Raw genomic sequence first — 13,887 nt, forward strand, 5'->3', positions numbered from 1 at the left:
CGGTCATATCTGATCCGCTTCGTTTTCGAACCGACGAAGCGTGGCCACTGCATGGCACACCATGGCCTCGCCTCTGCCGACACTTCCCACGTGCTCTCCGGATTTTACCTTTACGTGTACACACCGGTTCGTCTTCCCCCCGGAGTTTTCCTTCCAAACCCTGTTGAAAACAGCGTTCAACGCGGATTCAATCTCCGGGACAAAGGCCCCCAGTCGAGGAACCTGAGCTATCAGCGTGACATCCACCCACTCCACGATCCACGCCCTGGAGAAAATGCGCCTGCACACTTCGTCCAAAAGCAACATACTATCCGCATTCCGGTAACGTTCTTCCGAGGCGGGAAAGAGCGTTCCCAGATCCTGTTCTCCTGCCGCCCCGAGCAACGCGTCGGCGACGGAATGGGCGATCACGTCGGCGTCGGAATGCCCCTGGAGCCCCAAGGCAGAGGAAATGCGTACCCCCGCAAGCAGGAGTGGACGGTGAGGTACGAGAGGATGCACATCGTACCCGTGACCTGTCCGAAGGACATCCTTTGCCTGTGCTCTCGCCAGCATCTGCGCCATTGTCATGTCCTCTTCGTAGGTGATCTTGAAATTCTTTCTTTCCCCTGGAACGGTCGTGAGGGGCATGCCCGCCGCAATCCATGCCTCCGCTTCATCCTTTGCCCCGCGCTCCGCCCGCTCGAGGACACCGAGCAAGAGATGGCGAGGAAAGACCTGCGGTGTTTGTGTTCTGAAAAGCCCTTCCCTGGAAACGGGCATCACTTCGCCGGCCTCCGATATGCGCTTGAGCGCGTCCGTCTCAGGCAAAACGGGAACAGCGCCTCCTTCGCCGGCGGCGAGAAGAAGGCGCCTGCAGAGATCGGTCGAAACAAAGGGACGTGCCGCATCGTGCACGAGAACCATTTCCCCCGATGCCTCTCGAAGGCCGGACAAGACAGAATCCGCCCGTTCCATTCCACCTGGGGCGAAACGCAATGGCATCTCAAAACAATCGACATCCGAGGTCATTGTTTTCCCCTCAGGAATGACAAGAACACATTCCCCGACAATGCCTTCAAGAAAGAGCGCGTTCGCAACAAAGGCACTCCATCTCCACATGGGCATGGAACCAAGCCGACAGAACTGCTTTGGAGTCCCTCCCATACGTGTTCCTTTTCCCGAGGCAACGATAATAAAGGAGGCATCCATTACAGGTGCGAATCCCTCCGCAACCTTCCGAACACCATACGACCCGCCGACGTCTGCAGCATGGACGTGACCACCACGTCGACCCGCCGCCCTACATAGCGGTCCCCTTCCTCGACGACAATCATGGTCCCATCATCGAGATAGCCCACACCTTGATGCGGCTCCTTCCCCTCCCGAATGAGGTCGACCGTGACGCTTTCTCCCGGAAGAAGCATGGGTTTGAGTGCATTCGCCAGATCGTTGACGTTTAACACGGAAATCCCCTGGATCTGGGCGATTTTGTTCAAATTGTAGTCCGTCGTGATGATTTTCCCCGAGATCTGCTTCGCCAAGGCCACCAAACCCTGATCTACGGAATCGACCTGCAGCTCCTTGAGAGAAATCTCCAGGATCTCCACTCGCAGGGTAGCGAGTTTCTGCAGTTCGTTGACGGCATCAAGACCTCTCCGTCCCCTGGTTCTTCGGGTAGGATCCGAAGAATCCGCCACACCCTGGAGTTCCGTGAGCACAAACCTGGGCAGGACGAGTATGCCTTCGAGAAATCCCGTTGAAGCGACGTCGAGAATTCTTCCGTCGATGGCCACACTGGTGTCTAGAATCTTGACATCCATGCCATCGCTGGAGAGGGTGATCTCTTTTTCTTCCTTTCCCCCCCGGATCCGCCGGACCTTCGGCAGAATTCTCCCCTTCAATTCGCCGACGGTGGAGACCATGTTCACGATATCCTCACGGCGTTTCAGAAAGATGCGGACAAACGTGTATCCCAAAACAACGTTCAACAATACTGCAATGTAACTGCCCACGCCGGGAAAATCCGCAAAGGGCAGTGCAAGGAGATTGGCTACAAGAAGACCGATGATGAGCCCGACGATGCCTACGGTGAGATCCGTCCAACTGATGGACTGGAGCTGGCTCTCAAAAAGCAGACCAAATCGCAGCAACGCCCGAAGAAACAAGGGTGTCGCCAGATATCCTATACCCGCCATAAGAATGATAAGGAAGCCGAGAAACGCGATATTTGCCGAGAAATTCCCCCAGGGCCAGTAATTTCTGAGCAGAGGGATCTCCTGAAAAACCTGGTCGCGCAAGTACTGCGCCAATTGGTACCCCGCAAAACCACCGAGAAAGGACAACAGCGTACGAACAACTCCTCTGAGGATGACGACAAGACCATGTTCCATGAACGCGATTCACCTCCCCTTCTGTTGGTTTCCGTTTTTCGGTGCTTCCCTTCGGCTCTCCAGCGCCGCATGAAGCGTTACCCTGTCCGCAAAACCGATACTTCCCCCCACGGGGAGACCGTAAGAAAGACGGGTAATTTTTCCTTCGAAATCCTTCAGTGCATCCAGAACGGAATAATAGGTCAAATCACCTTCGACTCTCGGATTCGTGGCGACGATAATCTCTTCCGTCGCAAGGTTCTCCACTCTGGAAAGCAGTGCATCCAGCCTCTCCGGGGACAACTCTTCTCCATCCAGAGGCGAAACCCTTCCCCCCAATACAAAATAGAGGCCGAAATAGATTCCAGCTTGCTCGATACTGATGAGATCCTCCGCTGTTTCGACGACACAGAGAGTCTTTTTGTCCCGCATGGGATCCCGGCAAAGGGAACAGGGATCGATGTCCGTCATGTTACCGCAAGCAGAACACGGCGCCAGACGAGAGCGGAGGTCGATCAGGGCCGCAGCAAGTTCCTGTGCATAGGTCTGACTCTGATGGAGAACGAAAAAGGCCATTCTCCGGGCACTTTTCTCTCCGATTCCGGGGAATTTCTCGAAAAGCGCGACGAGCTTTTCCAGGGGCTCCGGTAAGGGCATGGCACTCTCTAAAAGAGCCCGGGTACGTTGAGCCCCATACCCCCGGTGAGTTGCCCCATCCGCTGATTAGTCAATTCCTTGCTGAGACGCAACGCCTCGTTCACCGCGGCAAGAACGAGATCCTCCAGCATCTCCGGATCCTGGGGATCGATGACTTCGGGCGAGATCGTGACGGAAAGGATATCTCCCTGGCCGTTCGCCGCAACGCGCACCATGCCCCCTCCGGCCGCACCCTCCACTTTTTCCTCCGCAAGACGTTCCTGGATCTGAAGCATTTGGGCCTGCATCTTTTGAGCCTGTTTGAACAATTTATCCATCTTCACCACACACCACACTCCTTCTCCGAAAGACTGACGCGGTCAATGATGGTACCGCATTCCATGACGAATGGAAACAGCCCGATAGAGTTGTTCAAAAAGAAGAACAAGGCAGAGCTCATGAGGGAACGTCATGGGAGAAAGAGAGACTCTTTCCATTGCGCGGCTCTTGATTCGTTCCCCCACACCATGTGCTCCGCCGACAACGAGCAGCAAACGCCCGGAAACGCTCTGAAGACACTCATAAAGCCATATTGAAAAATCCCTGCTGGAACGACATATTCCCGCCTCGTCAAGAAGTACCGGATAGTCTCTCTCGGTGATGCGTTGCAGAATCCGCTCTTCTTCCTTTCTTCGCACAGCCTCGACATCTTTGATGCCTCGAGCTTCCGGAACCGTTTCCCAAGCGAGAGGAAGAAGTTTTCCAATTCTCTTTTCATACTGAGAACATCCTTCGAAAGCCCAATCAGTCCGAGGTAGACCCACGGAAAGAATCACGAGCTTCATTGCTCCACCTTTCCCAGAACAGCCCTGCGAAGCGCGAGAGGCTCCATATCCAAGCATCTTCCACAAACACGGCAACGAACTCGTATCAGCACTCCCACACGCACGACCTCCCATATCCGGGAACCACAGGGATGCCCTTTCTTCAGTTCCAGAAGAATTCCCGGTTCGATGGGGTTTCTATAATAGCCCATTTTCGTGCTCATGGGAGATGAAACGGTTTCTGCGAGACATCTTCTTCAGAGTGTATCGGTCCTGTCGTTCCCGTTCCGCAAGAATTTCTCGGATTCGTTTATATTCTGCCCGCAACGTCGGGAGAACCGCGTGTTCCAGGTTGTTGATTTTCCGCATGGTGTTTCGCAGGTCCCTTTCAAGAGCCACGAGCTTTGCTCTTACATTGATATAGCGCCAAAGGATCTCGTCCGCATCGGAAAGAGCCGACAAAAGGTCATCAAGATGAATAGAGGCGAGTGCGGGATCGTATTTCATCGTAGAGGGATGCAATTCGTCCTCCGAATGGGCAGGACGAAACTGTGCAAAAGTACATCCCATGAGAGAATGGCGTTCCATCACCACAACGAGAGGAATCTGTCCCGGATGCAGAAGGGACAACATGTGTTGCCCCTCGTACATACGGACCAGCGCATAGACCATGGAAATGCGCACACAGAGATCGCGGAATTTTTTCCCGAGAGAAGCGAAAAGGCGTCGTTCCTGTTCAATCGCGAGAACAAGGGCATCCCTTTTTTTCTGGAGAAGCCCCATCCCGTACCGAATCGTCTCCGTCCTGCGCCTCAGCGCGAGCATCTGTTCCCTTGTCGGAGAAAGTACCATGTCTAGGTCACTTTTCCTTCGGTCATGCGTTGCAGATACTCTTCGGGAAGCCGATAAAGCTCGTCCCTGGGAAGAAGAGAGAGACACTCCATGCCTATTCTCATGGAACTGTCGAGCGGACGATCCTCTTGCCCCTGGTGGACAAAACGCTCTTCGAAGCGTTTTGCAAAGGAGAGGTAATTTTGTTCCACGGGACTCAAGCCTTCTTCTCCGACGATGAGCTTCAGCCGTTCAAGCTCTTTTCCCTTCGCGGAGGAAGCGTAGAGTTGATCGGCCAAAGCCCTGTGTTCTGGAAAGGTCTTCCCCCGTCCGATACCCTTGTTCATCAGCCGGCTCAGGCTGGGAAGGACACTCACAGGAGGAAAGAGACCGCGTTCATTCATATCCCTGGAAAGCACGATCTGTCCTTCGGTAATATACCCGGAAAGGTCCACCACCGGATGGGTCATGTCGTCATCAGGCATGGTGATGATGGGAATTTGCGTAATACTTCCGCTTTTCCCCTTGACGCTGCCTGCTCGTTCATAGAGCGTCGAAAGGTCCGAATACATGTAGCCGGGAAAACCGCGACGGCCTGGCATTTCCTCCCGGGCTGCACTGATTTCCCGAAGGGCCTCGCAGTATTGCAGCATGTCCGTGAGGACCACGAGCACATCGTATTCCAGGGTAAACGCAAAATATTCCGCTACGGCAAGGGCCATACGGGGGGTGAGCAACCGCTCCACGGGGGAATCACTCGCAAGGTTAAGAAAAAAAACGCCATGAGCAAGGACACCCGCTTCTGAAAAAACATCCATGAAATAGCGCGCTTCCTGTTGCGTAACTCCCATAGCAGCGAAAATCACGAGGAAAGACTGTTCACTCCCGGGAACACGCGCCTGGGTGGCGATCTGCGCAGCAATTCTTGCTGCCGGAAGACCGGCTCCGGAGAAGATCGGCAGTTTTTGCCCCCTGACAAGGGTATTCATGAGATCAATGGTGGAAATACCCGTTTCGACGAACTTATCTGGTCCGATTCGCCGTGTAGGATTGAGCGGCTCTCCCTGAATCGACATCAACTCACCGCCCAGAGGCGCGGGTTTGCCGTCAAGAGGCCGAAAACGCCCGTCGAGAATGCGTCCCATGAGCATCTTTCCCACGGGGACCCGTACGATGTCTCTTTCGAGATACACCGTACTCCGAGGCGCATCGAGTCCCATGGTTCCCTCGAAGACCTGAATCGCACAATAGCCTTCCTCTACCAGCAAAATCTGTCCCGTGGCGATGCCCTGAGGGCTTTCCACCGTGACCGTTTCTCCGTATCCCGCATTCCGTACCCCTTCGACGAAAAGCAGAGGACCCACGATATCCCGAACGGTCCGATATCCTTCGCGATAGAGTGGTCTCATTGCAGGGCTCACAGAGCGATCACCTCGGTCTCGTCGAGTACTTTGGAAAATCTGGCGCTCCATTTGGCCATTTCGAGGGGAAAGTGTTCGTCATCCTCGCTTCTCAGCCTGATCAACTCGACACGCATGCCCGCTGTCGGGATCTGTTCGAAGAGAAGTCCCTGGTCGATGCGGTTACGTACAAGAAGATCCATGTCCCGGAGAAAACACAGCAGATCGTTCTGTCTCGTGAGAGAACAGAATGCGTCTACCGCGTCGAAGGCATTCTGCTGCAGGTATACCACACGCAGGAGTTCCGAGAGAAAGAGCACCCATTTATCGGTTTCGGAAAGGCCATCCCGCCCGACAAGTTGCACCAAATCCAAGAGATCTTTTTCCCTGGCAAGGGTTTCCCGAAGAAATCGTTTCCCCTCTTTCCAGTTCTTTCCCAAAAGGCTCTCGAAATAGGCATCCATCTGTTCCTCGTAGAGGGAATAACTCGTCTTCCAATTAATGGCCGGAAAGTGCCGCTGTTGCGCCAGCGTCTTGTCGAGAGACCAGAAGACTCCGGAGAGACGCAGGCTTCCCTGGGTCACCGGCTCGGAAAAATCCCCTCCAGGAGGCGAGACGGCGTTGATGACGCTCACCGAACCGAGCCGCTCCGGAAAACCGAGAGGAGCGACCTTTCCGGCCCTCTCGTAGTATTGAGCGAGACGGGAACCGAGATAGGCGGGATATCCCTCTTCCCCGGGCATCTCTTCCAAGCGTCCTCCAATTTCGCGAAGCGCTTCGGCCCAACGAGAAGTGGAATCCGCCATGATCGCAACATGGAGCCCCATGTCCCGGAAATATTCCGCAATGGACATGCCGAGATAAATACTCGCCTCCCTGGCGGCAACGGGCATATTGGACGTGTTGGCGATGAGCACCATACGTTCCATCAAGGAAAATCCATTATGAGGATCCACAAGCGTGGGAAATTCCTCCAGGACCTCCGTCATTTCGTTTCCTCTCTCGCCGCAGCCGATATAGACGATCACCTGGGCATTACACCATTTTGCAAGAGCCTGCTGTGTCACGGTCTTTCCCGTTCCGAATCCTCCCGGGATGACCGCTGCACCGCCCAATGCCAAAGGAAACAACGTGTCGAGAATGCGCTGCCCCGTCACCAGAGGGACATCCAAGGAAAACCTCCGCGCCACAGGCCTCGGTTTGCGAACTTCCCAACGCTGCATCATGGAAAAGGGAGGCGCATCCTGGAAAAAACATAAAGGGGTCTCTACCTCATAGACTCCTTTCGACGCAATCCTCTGAACCACGCCACCGGGAAAATCGGGCGGTGCCATCAACATATGCTCGATTGCATGCCCTTCCCTCACGACACCCCAGAGATCACCAGCCTTGAGCAAAGCGTTCTCCGCGACGGACGGCGCGAACTCCCACCGCGTCGCCCTGTCCAACGTGGCCGCGTCAGCCCCTCTCGGAATCCACAGGGAATCCTTACCGAGCGTGTACAGAGGACGTCCGATGCCGTCGAAGACCTGCCCGAGCAATCCGGGGCCGAGCTCCACCTCGAAAAGACGACCGGAAAAGTACACGGGCTCTCCTGCACGCACTCCCGTCGTCTCCTCGTAAACCTGAATATCCACTCCGGCACCGCGAATGCGTATCACTTCTCCCATGAGCATGGTTTCGCCAACGTGAGCGACTTCGAACATGCGTACAGGAAAATCAACGAAGGCGCGTATCACCGGCCCTGCCACCGCACGTACACGGCCGACTCGCGTCATTGTCGCCACCTCAATCCTCTCGGAGTTTCATATCGGGAAAAGGAACCCACACGGGACGTCCCATATGGTGTATCCGTTGCTTTACAGGATGAGGAAGGCGCTCGAACCATCCCTCCTCGACGAGGATGAACGCTACCCTTTCCTCCACAAGCCGGCTCCAAACAGTGCGAACATCCTCGGGATGTTCGCAATTGACAGGAACAAATCCCTTCACGGACCAGAGATCGATGAAGAGTCGCGTTCCAAGCACAAGTGTCTCGTAAGTTCTCTCGTCCATGGACATCAGCCTTTTCAGTTCTTGATTCCGATCAGCCGTTCGAGGATACCGTCAGGCGAAAGTCCCAGAGCGGCACCGACGACGATGGTGTTGAGATTCTGCCACTCCGTAATCTGTCTGGCCACATAACCGATGGCAACTTCGATGCCAAGGGGGTTTTTCCTCATGAGCCCCATTTGCCACTGCAAAAAAGCACCGTGAAGAGCCCGTTGAAATTCTGAGGGCGTCGTCTCGGCGATATTCCGTATCCAGGAACGCCAAGGTGTTCCATGAACCACTTCCGCGAGGGAACGGGCGAGGACGAGACGGTGGGACGGGAGGGCATACCCTTCGGGCACGTACTCGCTTTCCTGATGAGGAGTCTCCTCATAGCCCGTGTGATGTCTGAGCCAGATGCCGATATTCCAAAGATCAATGAGACGACCGAGATACTCTCTCACGCGTGCGACGTTGGAGGAGGAGAAAGAAGAGATTTCACTCCGGAGCGCCTCAAGGATGCCCAGACGAAACCTGCGTTCAGCCACTACAAGAGGATGTCCCCGGGCAAGCGCTGCAGCGGCTTCTCCTATAGCTCCGGCAAAAGGATGCACAACGGCTCTGCACCGTTCGCAAAGTTCAAGAAGCGATGCGCTCTCCCAAAGTTCATGGTAGAGATCCCCGGAAATACTGCCGTATTCATGCCAGAGAGGCTGAAGCAAAGCATCTCGACGAGGAACGGCGAAAGAGCGCAACAAGAGACGACCGTTGTGCAGATCCGCCCTCGCCAGGAGAACCGACAGCAACGCCGCCGGTTCTCCCTGCGCAAGAGATCGCACAAAGTGCAGCTCCTCGGCAACCCCCAGGGCAAGAGCCGTTTCAAGGCGCTTGAGAGAAGACGTTTCGGTGGACACCAACTCAAGCCGGTACGCCCTTGCGTATCGGCTTTCAAGAAGAAACGCCTCTACACCACGCAAGCCACCCCTGGCGAGAGAAGCGTATTGCTCACCCTGAAGAAATGAAGTGGACCTTGCTCTTAGAGAAGCATTAAGATAACCGTAATTCTCTGGAGATCCTATCCACTTCTTCAAAAAAAGGCACAAGGAATCGATCAAGTTCCCGCCCCACTTCGGCGCGACATCGTCTCCATCTGGTCTGGAGAGTATTCTCGATGAATATCCGTTTATCCGAGGCAGCGTAGACCGTACACCCACCCCAAGGATCGTCGATATCTTCCCTGACCTCAACGATTTCCGGTCTGGAGGAAAGGCTCTCTCCGGCACCCGGTGGAACGGAAACAACGCAGGGGGTTCCCGCAACAAAAAGCGCCTCGGCGACCAAGCGCTCAAGAGAGGAGGCGCTGGAACCGGAAGAATTCTCCTCTTTCAGGCGAATCGCTATTTTTTCTTCCACCGCATTCAGGATTTCTTCTCCCAAAAAAGCCACTTTATCCCGAAGCGCTTGAAGGAGAAACCGTTTTCGCATGGAAAGGCGACGTGCTTTTTCCGACGCAATCTCCCGCCTCAACAGAACAACCTGCTTTTCCACCTGGCGGCGCCGCTCAGCAACGCGATCCTCGATTTCCTCTTCCATGCGACGCTTTTCGGAAGTTATGCGCACCTCGTATTCCACGCGCAAGGCCTCTTTGAACGCCTCAAGTCGTGTTTCCACATCGTTCTGAGACACGAAAACCACCGTTCCCGCTTCTGCCCCGTCCTCAGGCGAGGCGAAGAATGAGCATAATGGCCACGACGAAACCGAGAATCACCATCGTCTCCGGAATGGCCTCGAGAATGATCATCGTTCCTGCGGTTTCCGGCTTCTCCGCCACGGTGCCGGCACCGGCACTCCCGATCTTGGCCTGCGCGTAGGCAGTGGCAAGAGCAGGAACTCCCACTGCGAGAGCCGCCGCAAGAGCTATCAGGGCTTTTTCCACGAAGGACTCCTCCTTTTCCCGAACGGTCGATAGGCAATACCGCCCCCGACGTAAAACTTCCCCAGAAACTCGACGTAATGGAGCCTGGCAGCATGCAACCCAGACCCCGCGAGAGCCAGAACGAAATTGAGGAGGTGCATGGCCAAAGCCATCATGATTCCCAAAATGGAAATACCGAGAACATCCACGAAAGAAGATGCGACCATGGCGAGAATTGCGGAAGAAAGACCGATGGCACCGATTCGCACGTAACTCAGGACGTTGCCGATGGTTCCGAGATATTCGATGACTCCTCCCAGTCCGCCTCCCATGAGAAGAACCACCGTGCCGACGATGACTGCGGAGAGGGAGACCGAAAAAAGCTTGTCGGGAAGCCATCCCTTGAAGATGACAATCCCTAGGACAAGTCCGGACAGAATGACGAGATTACCTAATTTTTCCATCCAGAGATGTTTGTGGCGATGACGAATCCCTTCGATGAGTCCCAAGAGGTGACCGAGACAGACGTGAGCCAGCCCCAACACCACCGTGAAAACGAGCACCGGCATGACCGCTTCGGATCGCTCCACCCAAAGAGGCCTCATGTGCAGAAGACGATGTCCCATATCCCCGAAGAGCTCGCCGTAGGCAATTCCCCAGGCGATACTCCATCCCGCGATGAAGTAGAGAATGCTTCCAACGTGTGAAATAAGCACGGATTTCCCAAAACGCCGCGCAAGAAAACCGAAGAGAGCGATAAAAAAACCGTAACCGATGTCACCAACCATACAACCGGAAAAAAAGGGGAAAAAAATGCCGATAAGAACAGTAGGATCAAGTCCGGAATATTTCGGCGGAGAAAGAAGTTTGAGAAAGAGTTCGAAGGGAGCGAACGGTCCCGGATTGGATAGCGCTGTAGGTACTTTGTGCCACTCGTCATCCGAGGGATAGCGCCAGGAAAGAAGCACATCCCTGTCAAAGCGTTCGCGCAGGCATGACACGATGGAAGAAAGTGCGTCACCGGGCACCCAGCCTTCGACGAAAAACAGTTCCCCCTTCTCCGTCAATCCCCTCTCCACTTCGACAACCTCTGCCTGTTCGTCCAGAGCGATGAAGAGCGCGGCGAGCTTCGGTCCCCATTCCTTCCTCGTCTTCAACAGTTCCCTTTCGATCTCGTCGAGGCGGGCAGGCAACCATTGCAACCCCTCCTCCACCGCCGAAAAGGATGCGTAAGGCGTCTCCTTCTCGAAGACATGAGGCGCCCGCCACGCCGCTGCGCCATTCTCCCGAAAGAGCGTTTCCACCTCTTCAAGCGCAGACGGAGGAACGCTCACGGCAAGCAACACGTCCTTTTCCACGCGGACGCTATGGTACCGAAGCGACACACGTTCCTTGACAGAGGTATGCTTCTTGAGAACCTTTCGTATACGCCCCAAGAGAGAGCCCTGCAGAGACGGAACGATCCACCACAGAGAAACCTCGTTCCCTGAAGCGCGTTCTTCTTTGAGAAATCCTGAAAAATGGGAGGTGATTTGGTGGGATTTCCTCAGGGCTCTATGGGATTCCTCAAGGGCTTCTTTTTCTTGGAGAAGGTCGGCTAGTCGCGTTCTGAACGACTCGATGCTTCGCTCCACCTCGTTGGCAAGGTCGGGAGTGAGCTGGTCAAGCCCCGCCCGAGCCCGTTCGAGCTGTACGTCGTCCAAGGTGTTCCACTCATCCCAGGAAAGAACCTCCAGCATCCCCAACAAGGTCGCTCCGACGACTCTCGTCTTGTGGAGGTCTCCGTCAGGCAATGACGTCATACGAGGAGAAGCAACGAGGTGAAACACCTCCATCTCATGCAGTGTTCGAACCAGCTCGTTTTTTCTGCTCGCCACACCCCAAAGGGCGAGCCGCACCATAGGGCGTATCAAAGCAAATTCTCCTCGGGTGATTCAAGAACGAGGCGCCCCCAAGCATACCGATAAAGGGTTTCCACGATCTCCGCTCGGTCGAGGGTTGCAAGAAGGAGCGTCATCTTGGATTCCATGGATTCTCGCAGAAGCCGTTCCTCTTCTTCCACCTCTTTTAGAGACGTCATTCGTTCCGCCTGAACATCTTCCAGTGTCCTTACCGCCATTTCCTCCAATTTTTCCAATGCGAGGAGGCGTTCTTTTTCGATGGCCTCCTTTTCCCTGAGGAAAAGATCTTCATACTCGAGGCGCAGGCTCTCCAACTCCCGACGGATACGTTCCTGATTTTCAGCGCTTGTTTCCTGTTCTTTCATCGAATGTCTCCGCTTCCATCACGAATTCACAGAACGCTCCTCTGTCGATGATTCCCACCAGTTTGCCGTTCTCCGAAACGGGAAGACGCTTGATCCGCTTTCGGAGCATGAGATCCGCCACAGTCATGAGGCTCGTTGTGGGTTCCACGGCAATGAGGTTCACAGACATGAAATCGCTCACCTTTCGATGAGCCAGAACTTTGAGGCGATCGAGAAAACTCCCCTCCGAATCCTCAAGGAACGTGCTCTGTGCGAGAACTTCCAGATAGGTGGGAACCGCCGCCCGAAGAATATCCGTCTCGGAAAGGTATCCCACGAGATACCAATTGTCCCGCACCACGGGAATACCGGAAATACGCTGGGAATACATGACGCGAACCGCTTCCAACACTGCGTCGTCCTCGGAAATCGCCGTCAAATCTCGAACCATGAACGCTGCTGCGTGGGTATTCATCCTTCGTTTCGCACCTTTCCAAGCAAGCCGAACCTCGTCAAAAGGACGGCGAGAACATAAAGAGGGAGTTTCACTGCCCGTTTCCACCGCCAAGGTTCCTGAAGAAGACGAAAGAGCCATTCGAAGCCGGCGCGTTGCCACCTTTCAGGGGCACGCCTGAGGCATCCCGCAAAAATATCGAAACTGCCCCCCACTCCCATGGCAACGAGGGCACCCAAGGCGTCCCGATGCTCTGAAATCCAGAGCTCCTGACGAGGTGACCCGAGAGCGACAAAAAGCAGTTTCGCCCCGGAAGCGGAAATTCTTTCGCAGATCTCCAAGGAAGCTCGCTCATCAAAGAAACCATCTTCCACTCCGGCAACGAGAAGTTTCGGATATTTCTCCACGAGGCAATGCGACGCCTTTGCGGCAATCCCCGGTTTTCCTCCGAGAAAGAAAACAGGCCATCCCTCTCCCGCCGCAAGCCGGCAGAGTTGCTCCATGAAATCGACGCCGGGAATCCGTTCCTGCACAGGATGGCCCAGGAAATTCATTCCCCAGAAAAGCCCCATACCATCGGCGATCGCCAGATCAGCCTCCCGAAAAACGTTGAAGAGCTCCTTGTTCTTTCTGCATTCATAGACAGCGAGCGCATTGGGTGTGACGATGGAGGCGAATCGCTTCTCCTCGTTGATCCACATGCGAACCTTCCCGAGGGCATACTGAGTGGAGACGTTGTCCACTGGCACTCCCCAGATCTCAGGCCTCCGCTCCGGCTTATGCTCTTTCGCACCGTAGAGCACACTCCACACATACAGACCGGCCCCGCAGAGTGCAAAAAAAGCTACCAGCATGCCAGGCCCCTCCGGGCTGAGCTGATACGCGGCAGCGGAGAATCCCAAAGACGCACAGACCACCGCTACGGCTCGGACGGCACTCGGATGATCAACACCTCTGTTCACGAGCTTCCGATAGAGGAACATGGTCCCGCCCCTCTCCTTTTCGCTCCGAAAGGCTCTGCTTATGGCGTTCACCGAGGCCTCCATGAGAGGAACGGCAAAGAGCCCGAGGGGAAGCAGGAGCAACGTCGAAAATGTAACCCCCTTATTCACACCCATCATGGACGTACCTGCGACGAGAACGCCCCAAAACGCCGCAAGAGGCTGCCCCAATCGTCGAGACATGTGTCCGTGCCTGCTC

17 protein-coding genes are annotated in these 13,887 nt (G+C 55.0%); all 17 read right to left on the minus strand.

Annotation, left to right across the window (positions count from 1 at the left end):
- Window positions 1–3 precede the first annotated feature (3 nt).
- Window positions 4–1,191 (minus strand): 2-C-methyl-D-erythritol 2,4-cyclodiphosphate synthase, encoded by a 1,188-nt coding sequence (ispF, locus tag Q1K49_RS05565; protein ID WP_300523735.1) that lies wholly within the window; start codon window positions 1,189–1,191, stop codon window positions 4–6.
- Window positions 1,191–2,372: a PIN domain-containing protein gene (locus Q1K49_RS05570; protein ID WP_300523736.1), complete on the minus strand. Its 1,182-nt coding sequence runs from the start codon at window positions 2,370–2,372 to the stop codon at window positions 1,191–1,193. The genes ispF and Q1K49_RS05570 overlap by 1 nt, the downstream gene beginning before the upstream one ends.
- Before the next feature lie 9 nt (window positions 2,373–2,381).
- Window positions 2,382–3,008, minus strand: a complete 627-nt coding sequence (gene recR / locus Q1K49_RS05575) for a recombination mediator RecR (protein WP_300523739.1) — start codon at window positions 3,006–3,008, stop codon at window positions 2,382–2,384.
- 8 nt (window positions 3,009–3,016) lie between these two features.
- Entirely contained in the window at window positions 3,017–3,343 is a 327-nt protein-coding gene (locus Q1K49_RS05580; RefSeq protein ID WP_300523742.1) for a YbaB/EbfC family nucleoid-associated protein, read from the minus strand.
- A gap of 24 nt (window positions 3,344–3,367) precedes the next feature.
- Entirely contained in the window at window positions 3,368–3,889 is a 522-nt protein-coding gene (locus Q1K49_RS14880; protein WP_366146045.1) for a 23S rRNA (pseudouridine(1915)-N(3))-methyltransferase RlmH, read from the minus strand.
- Window positions 3,829–4,035 carry a DUF951 domain-containing protein gene (locus Q1K49_RS14885; protein ID WP_366146043.1) on the minus strand — a complete coding sequence of 69 codons (207 nt, stop codon included), beginning with the start codon at window positions 4,033–4,035 and terminating at the stop codon, window positions 3,829–3,831. Before Q1K49_RS14885 ends, Q1K49_RS14880 begins: the two co-directional genes overlap by 61 nt.
- A complete protein-coding gene (locus Q1K49_RS05590) occupies window positions 4,010–4,663 on the minus strand; it encodes a V-type ATP synthase subunit D (RefSeq protein WP_300523747.1) in 654 nt (217 codons plus the stop codon). Before Q1K49_RS05590 ends, Q1K49_RS14885 begins: the two co-directional genes overlap by 26 nt.
- A 2-nt stretch (window positions 4,664–4,665) precedes the next feature.
- The gene (locus Q1K49_RS05595; protein ID WP_366146044.1) at window positions 4,666–6,063 is read right to left on the minus strand and encodes a V-type ATP synthase subunit B; all 1,398 of its coding nucleotides are present in this window, start codon (window positions 6,061–6,063) and stop codon (window positions 4,666–4,668) included.
- Window positions 6,060–7,820, minus strand: coding sequence for a V-type ATP synthase subunit A (locus Q1K49_RS05600; protein ID WP_300523750.1), 1,761 nt, complete (start codon window positions 7,818–7,820; stop codon window positions 6,060–6,062). The genes Q1K49_RS05595 and Q1K49_RS05600 overlap by 4 nt, the downstream gene beginning before the upstream one ends.
- 10 nt (window positions 7,821–7,830) lie before the next feature.
- On the minus strand, window positions 7,831–8,097 hold the full coding sequence (locus tag Q1K49_RS05605; protein ID WP_300523753.1) for a cell division protein: 267 nt from the start codon (window positions 8,095–8,097) through the stop codon (window positions 7,831–7,833).
- 14 nt (window positions 8,098–8,111) lie between these two features.
- Window positions 8,112–9,188: a V-type ATPase subunit gene (locus Q1K49_RS05610; RefSeq protein WP_300523755.1), complete on the minus strand. Its 1,077-nt coding sequence runs from the start codon at window positions 9,186–9,188 to the stop codon at window positions 8,112–8,114.
- Window positions 9,121–9,759 carry a hypothetical protein gene (locus tag Q1K49_RS05615; protein WP_300523758.1) on the minus strand — a complete coding sequence of 213 codons (639 nt, stop codon included), beginning with the start codon at window positions 9,757–9,759 and terminating at the stop codon, window positions 9,121–9,123. The genes Q1K49_RS05610 and Q1K49_RS05615 overlap by 68 nt, the downstream gene beginning before the upstream one ends.
- Before the next feature lie 31 nt (window positions 9,760–9,790).
- Window positions 9,791–10,009, minus strand: coding sequence for an ATPase (locus Q1K49_RS05620; RefSeq protein WP_300523761.1), 219 nt, complete (start codon window positions 10,007–10,009; stop codon window positions 9,791–9,793).
- Window positions 9,994–11,901, minus strand: a complete 1,908-nt coding sequence (locus Q1K49_RS05625) for a V-type ATPase 116kDa subunit family protein (RefSeq protein WP_300523763.1) — start codon at window positions 11,899–11,901, stop codon at window positions 9,994–9,996. Before Q1K49_RS05625 ends, Q1K49_RS05620 begins: the two co-directional genes overlap by 16 nt.
- Window positions 11,898–12,254 carry a hypothetical protein gene (locus Q1K49_RS05630; RefSeq protein ID WP_300523765.1) on the minus strand — a complete coding sequence of 119 codons (357 nt, stop codon included), beginning with the start codon at window positions 12,252–12,254 and terminating at the stop codon, window positions 11,898–11,900. Before Q1K49_RS05630 ends, Q1K49_RS05625 begins: the two co-directional genes overlap by 4 nt.
- Window positions 12,229–12,708, minus strand: coding sequence for a CBS domain-containing protein (locus Q1K49_RS05635; RefSeq protein WP_300523767.1), 480 nt, complete (start codon window positions 12,706–12,708; stop codon window positions 12,229–12,231). The genes Q1K49_RS05630 and Q1K49_RS05635 overlap by 26 nt, the downstream gene beginning before the upstream one ends.
- On the minus strand, window positions 12,705–13,887 hold a 1,183-nt coding region (locus tag Q1K49_RS05640), incomplete at its 5' end, for a WecB/TagA/CpsF family glycosyltransferase (RefSeq protein ID WP_300523770.1). The genes Q1K49_RS05640 and Q1K49_RS05635, both read right to left, overlap by 4 nt.

The sequence above is a fragment of the Aminiphilus sp. genome (genome assembly GCF_029975095.1).
Classification (GTDB): domain Bacteria; phylum Synergistota; class Synergistia; order Synergistales; family Aminiphilaceae; genus Aminiphilus.

Bases quoted from the DNA above. Each gene is read 5' to 3' on its own strand.
- Q1K49_RS14885 (WP_366146043.1), bottom strand. From the start codon at position 4,035: ATGAGCACGAAAATGGGCTATTATAGAAACCCCATCGAACCGGGAATT.
- Q1K49_RS05570 (WP_300523736.1), bottom strand. From the start codon at position 2,372: ATGGAACATGGTCTTGTCGTCATCCTCAGAGGAGTTGTTCGTACGCTG.
- Q1K49_RS05605 (WP_300523753.1), bottom strand. From the start codon at position 8,097: ATGGACGAGAGAACTTACGAGACACTTGTGCTTGGAACGCGACTCTTC.
- Q1K49_RS05635 (WP_300523767.1), bottom strand. From the start codon at position 12,708: ATGAATACCCACGCAGCAGCGTTCATGGTTCGAGATTTGACGGCGATT.
- ispF (WP_300523735.1), bottom strand. From the start codon at position 1,191: ATGGATGCCTCCTTTATTATCGTTGCCTCGGGAAAAGGAACACGTATG.
- Q1K49_RS14880 (WP_366146045.1), bottom strand. From the start codon at position 3,889: ATGCTTGGATATGGAGCCTCTCGCGCTTCGCAGGGCTGTTCTGGGAAA.
- Q1K49_RS05630 (WP_300523765.1), bottom strand. From the start codon at position 12,254: ATGAAAGAACAGGAAACAAGCGCTGAAAATCAGGAACGTATCCGTCGG.
- Q1K49_RS05600 (WP_300523750.1), bottom strand. From the start codon at position 7,820: ATGACGCGAGTCGGCCGTGTACGTGCGGTGGCAGGGCCGGTGATACGC.
- Q1K49_RS05590 (WP_300523747.1), bottom strand. From the start codon at position 4,663: ATGGTACTTTCTCCGACAAGGGAACAGATGCTCGCGCTGAGGCGCAGG.
- recR (WP_300523739.1), bottom strand. From the start codon at position 3,008: ATGCCCTTACCGGAGCCCCTGGAAAAGCTCGTCGCGCTTTTCGAGAAA.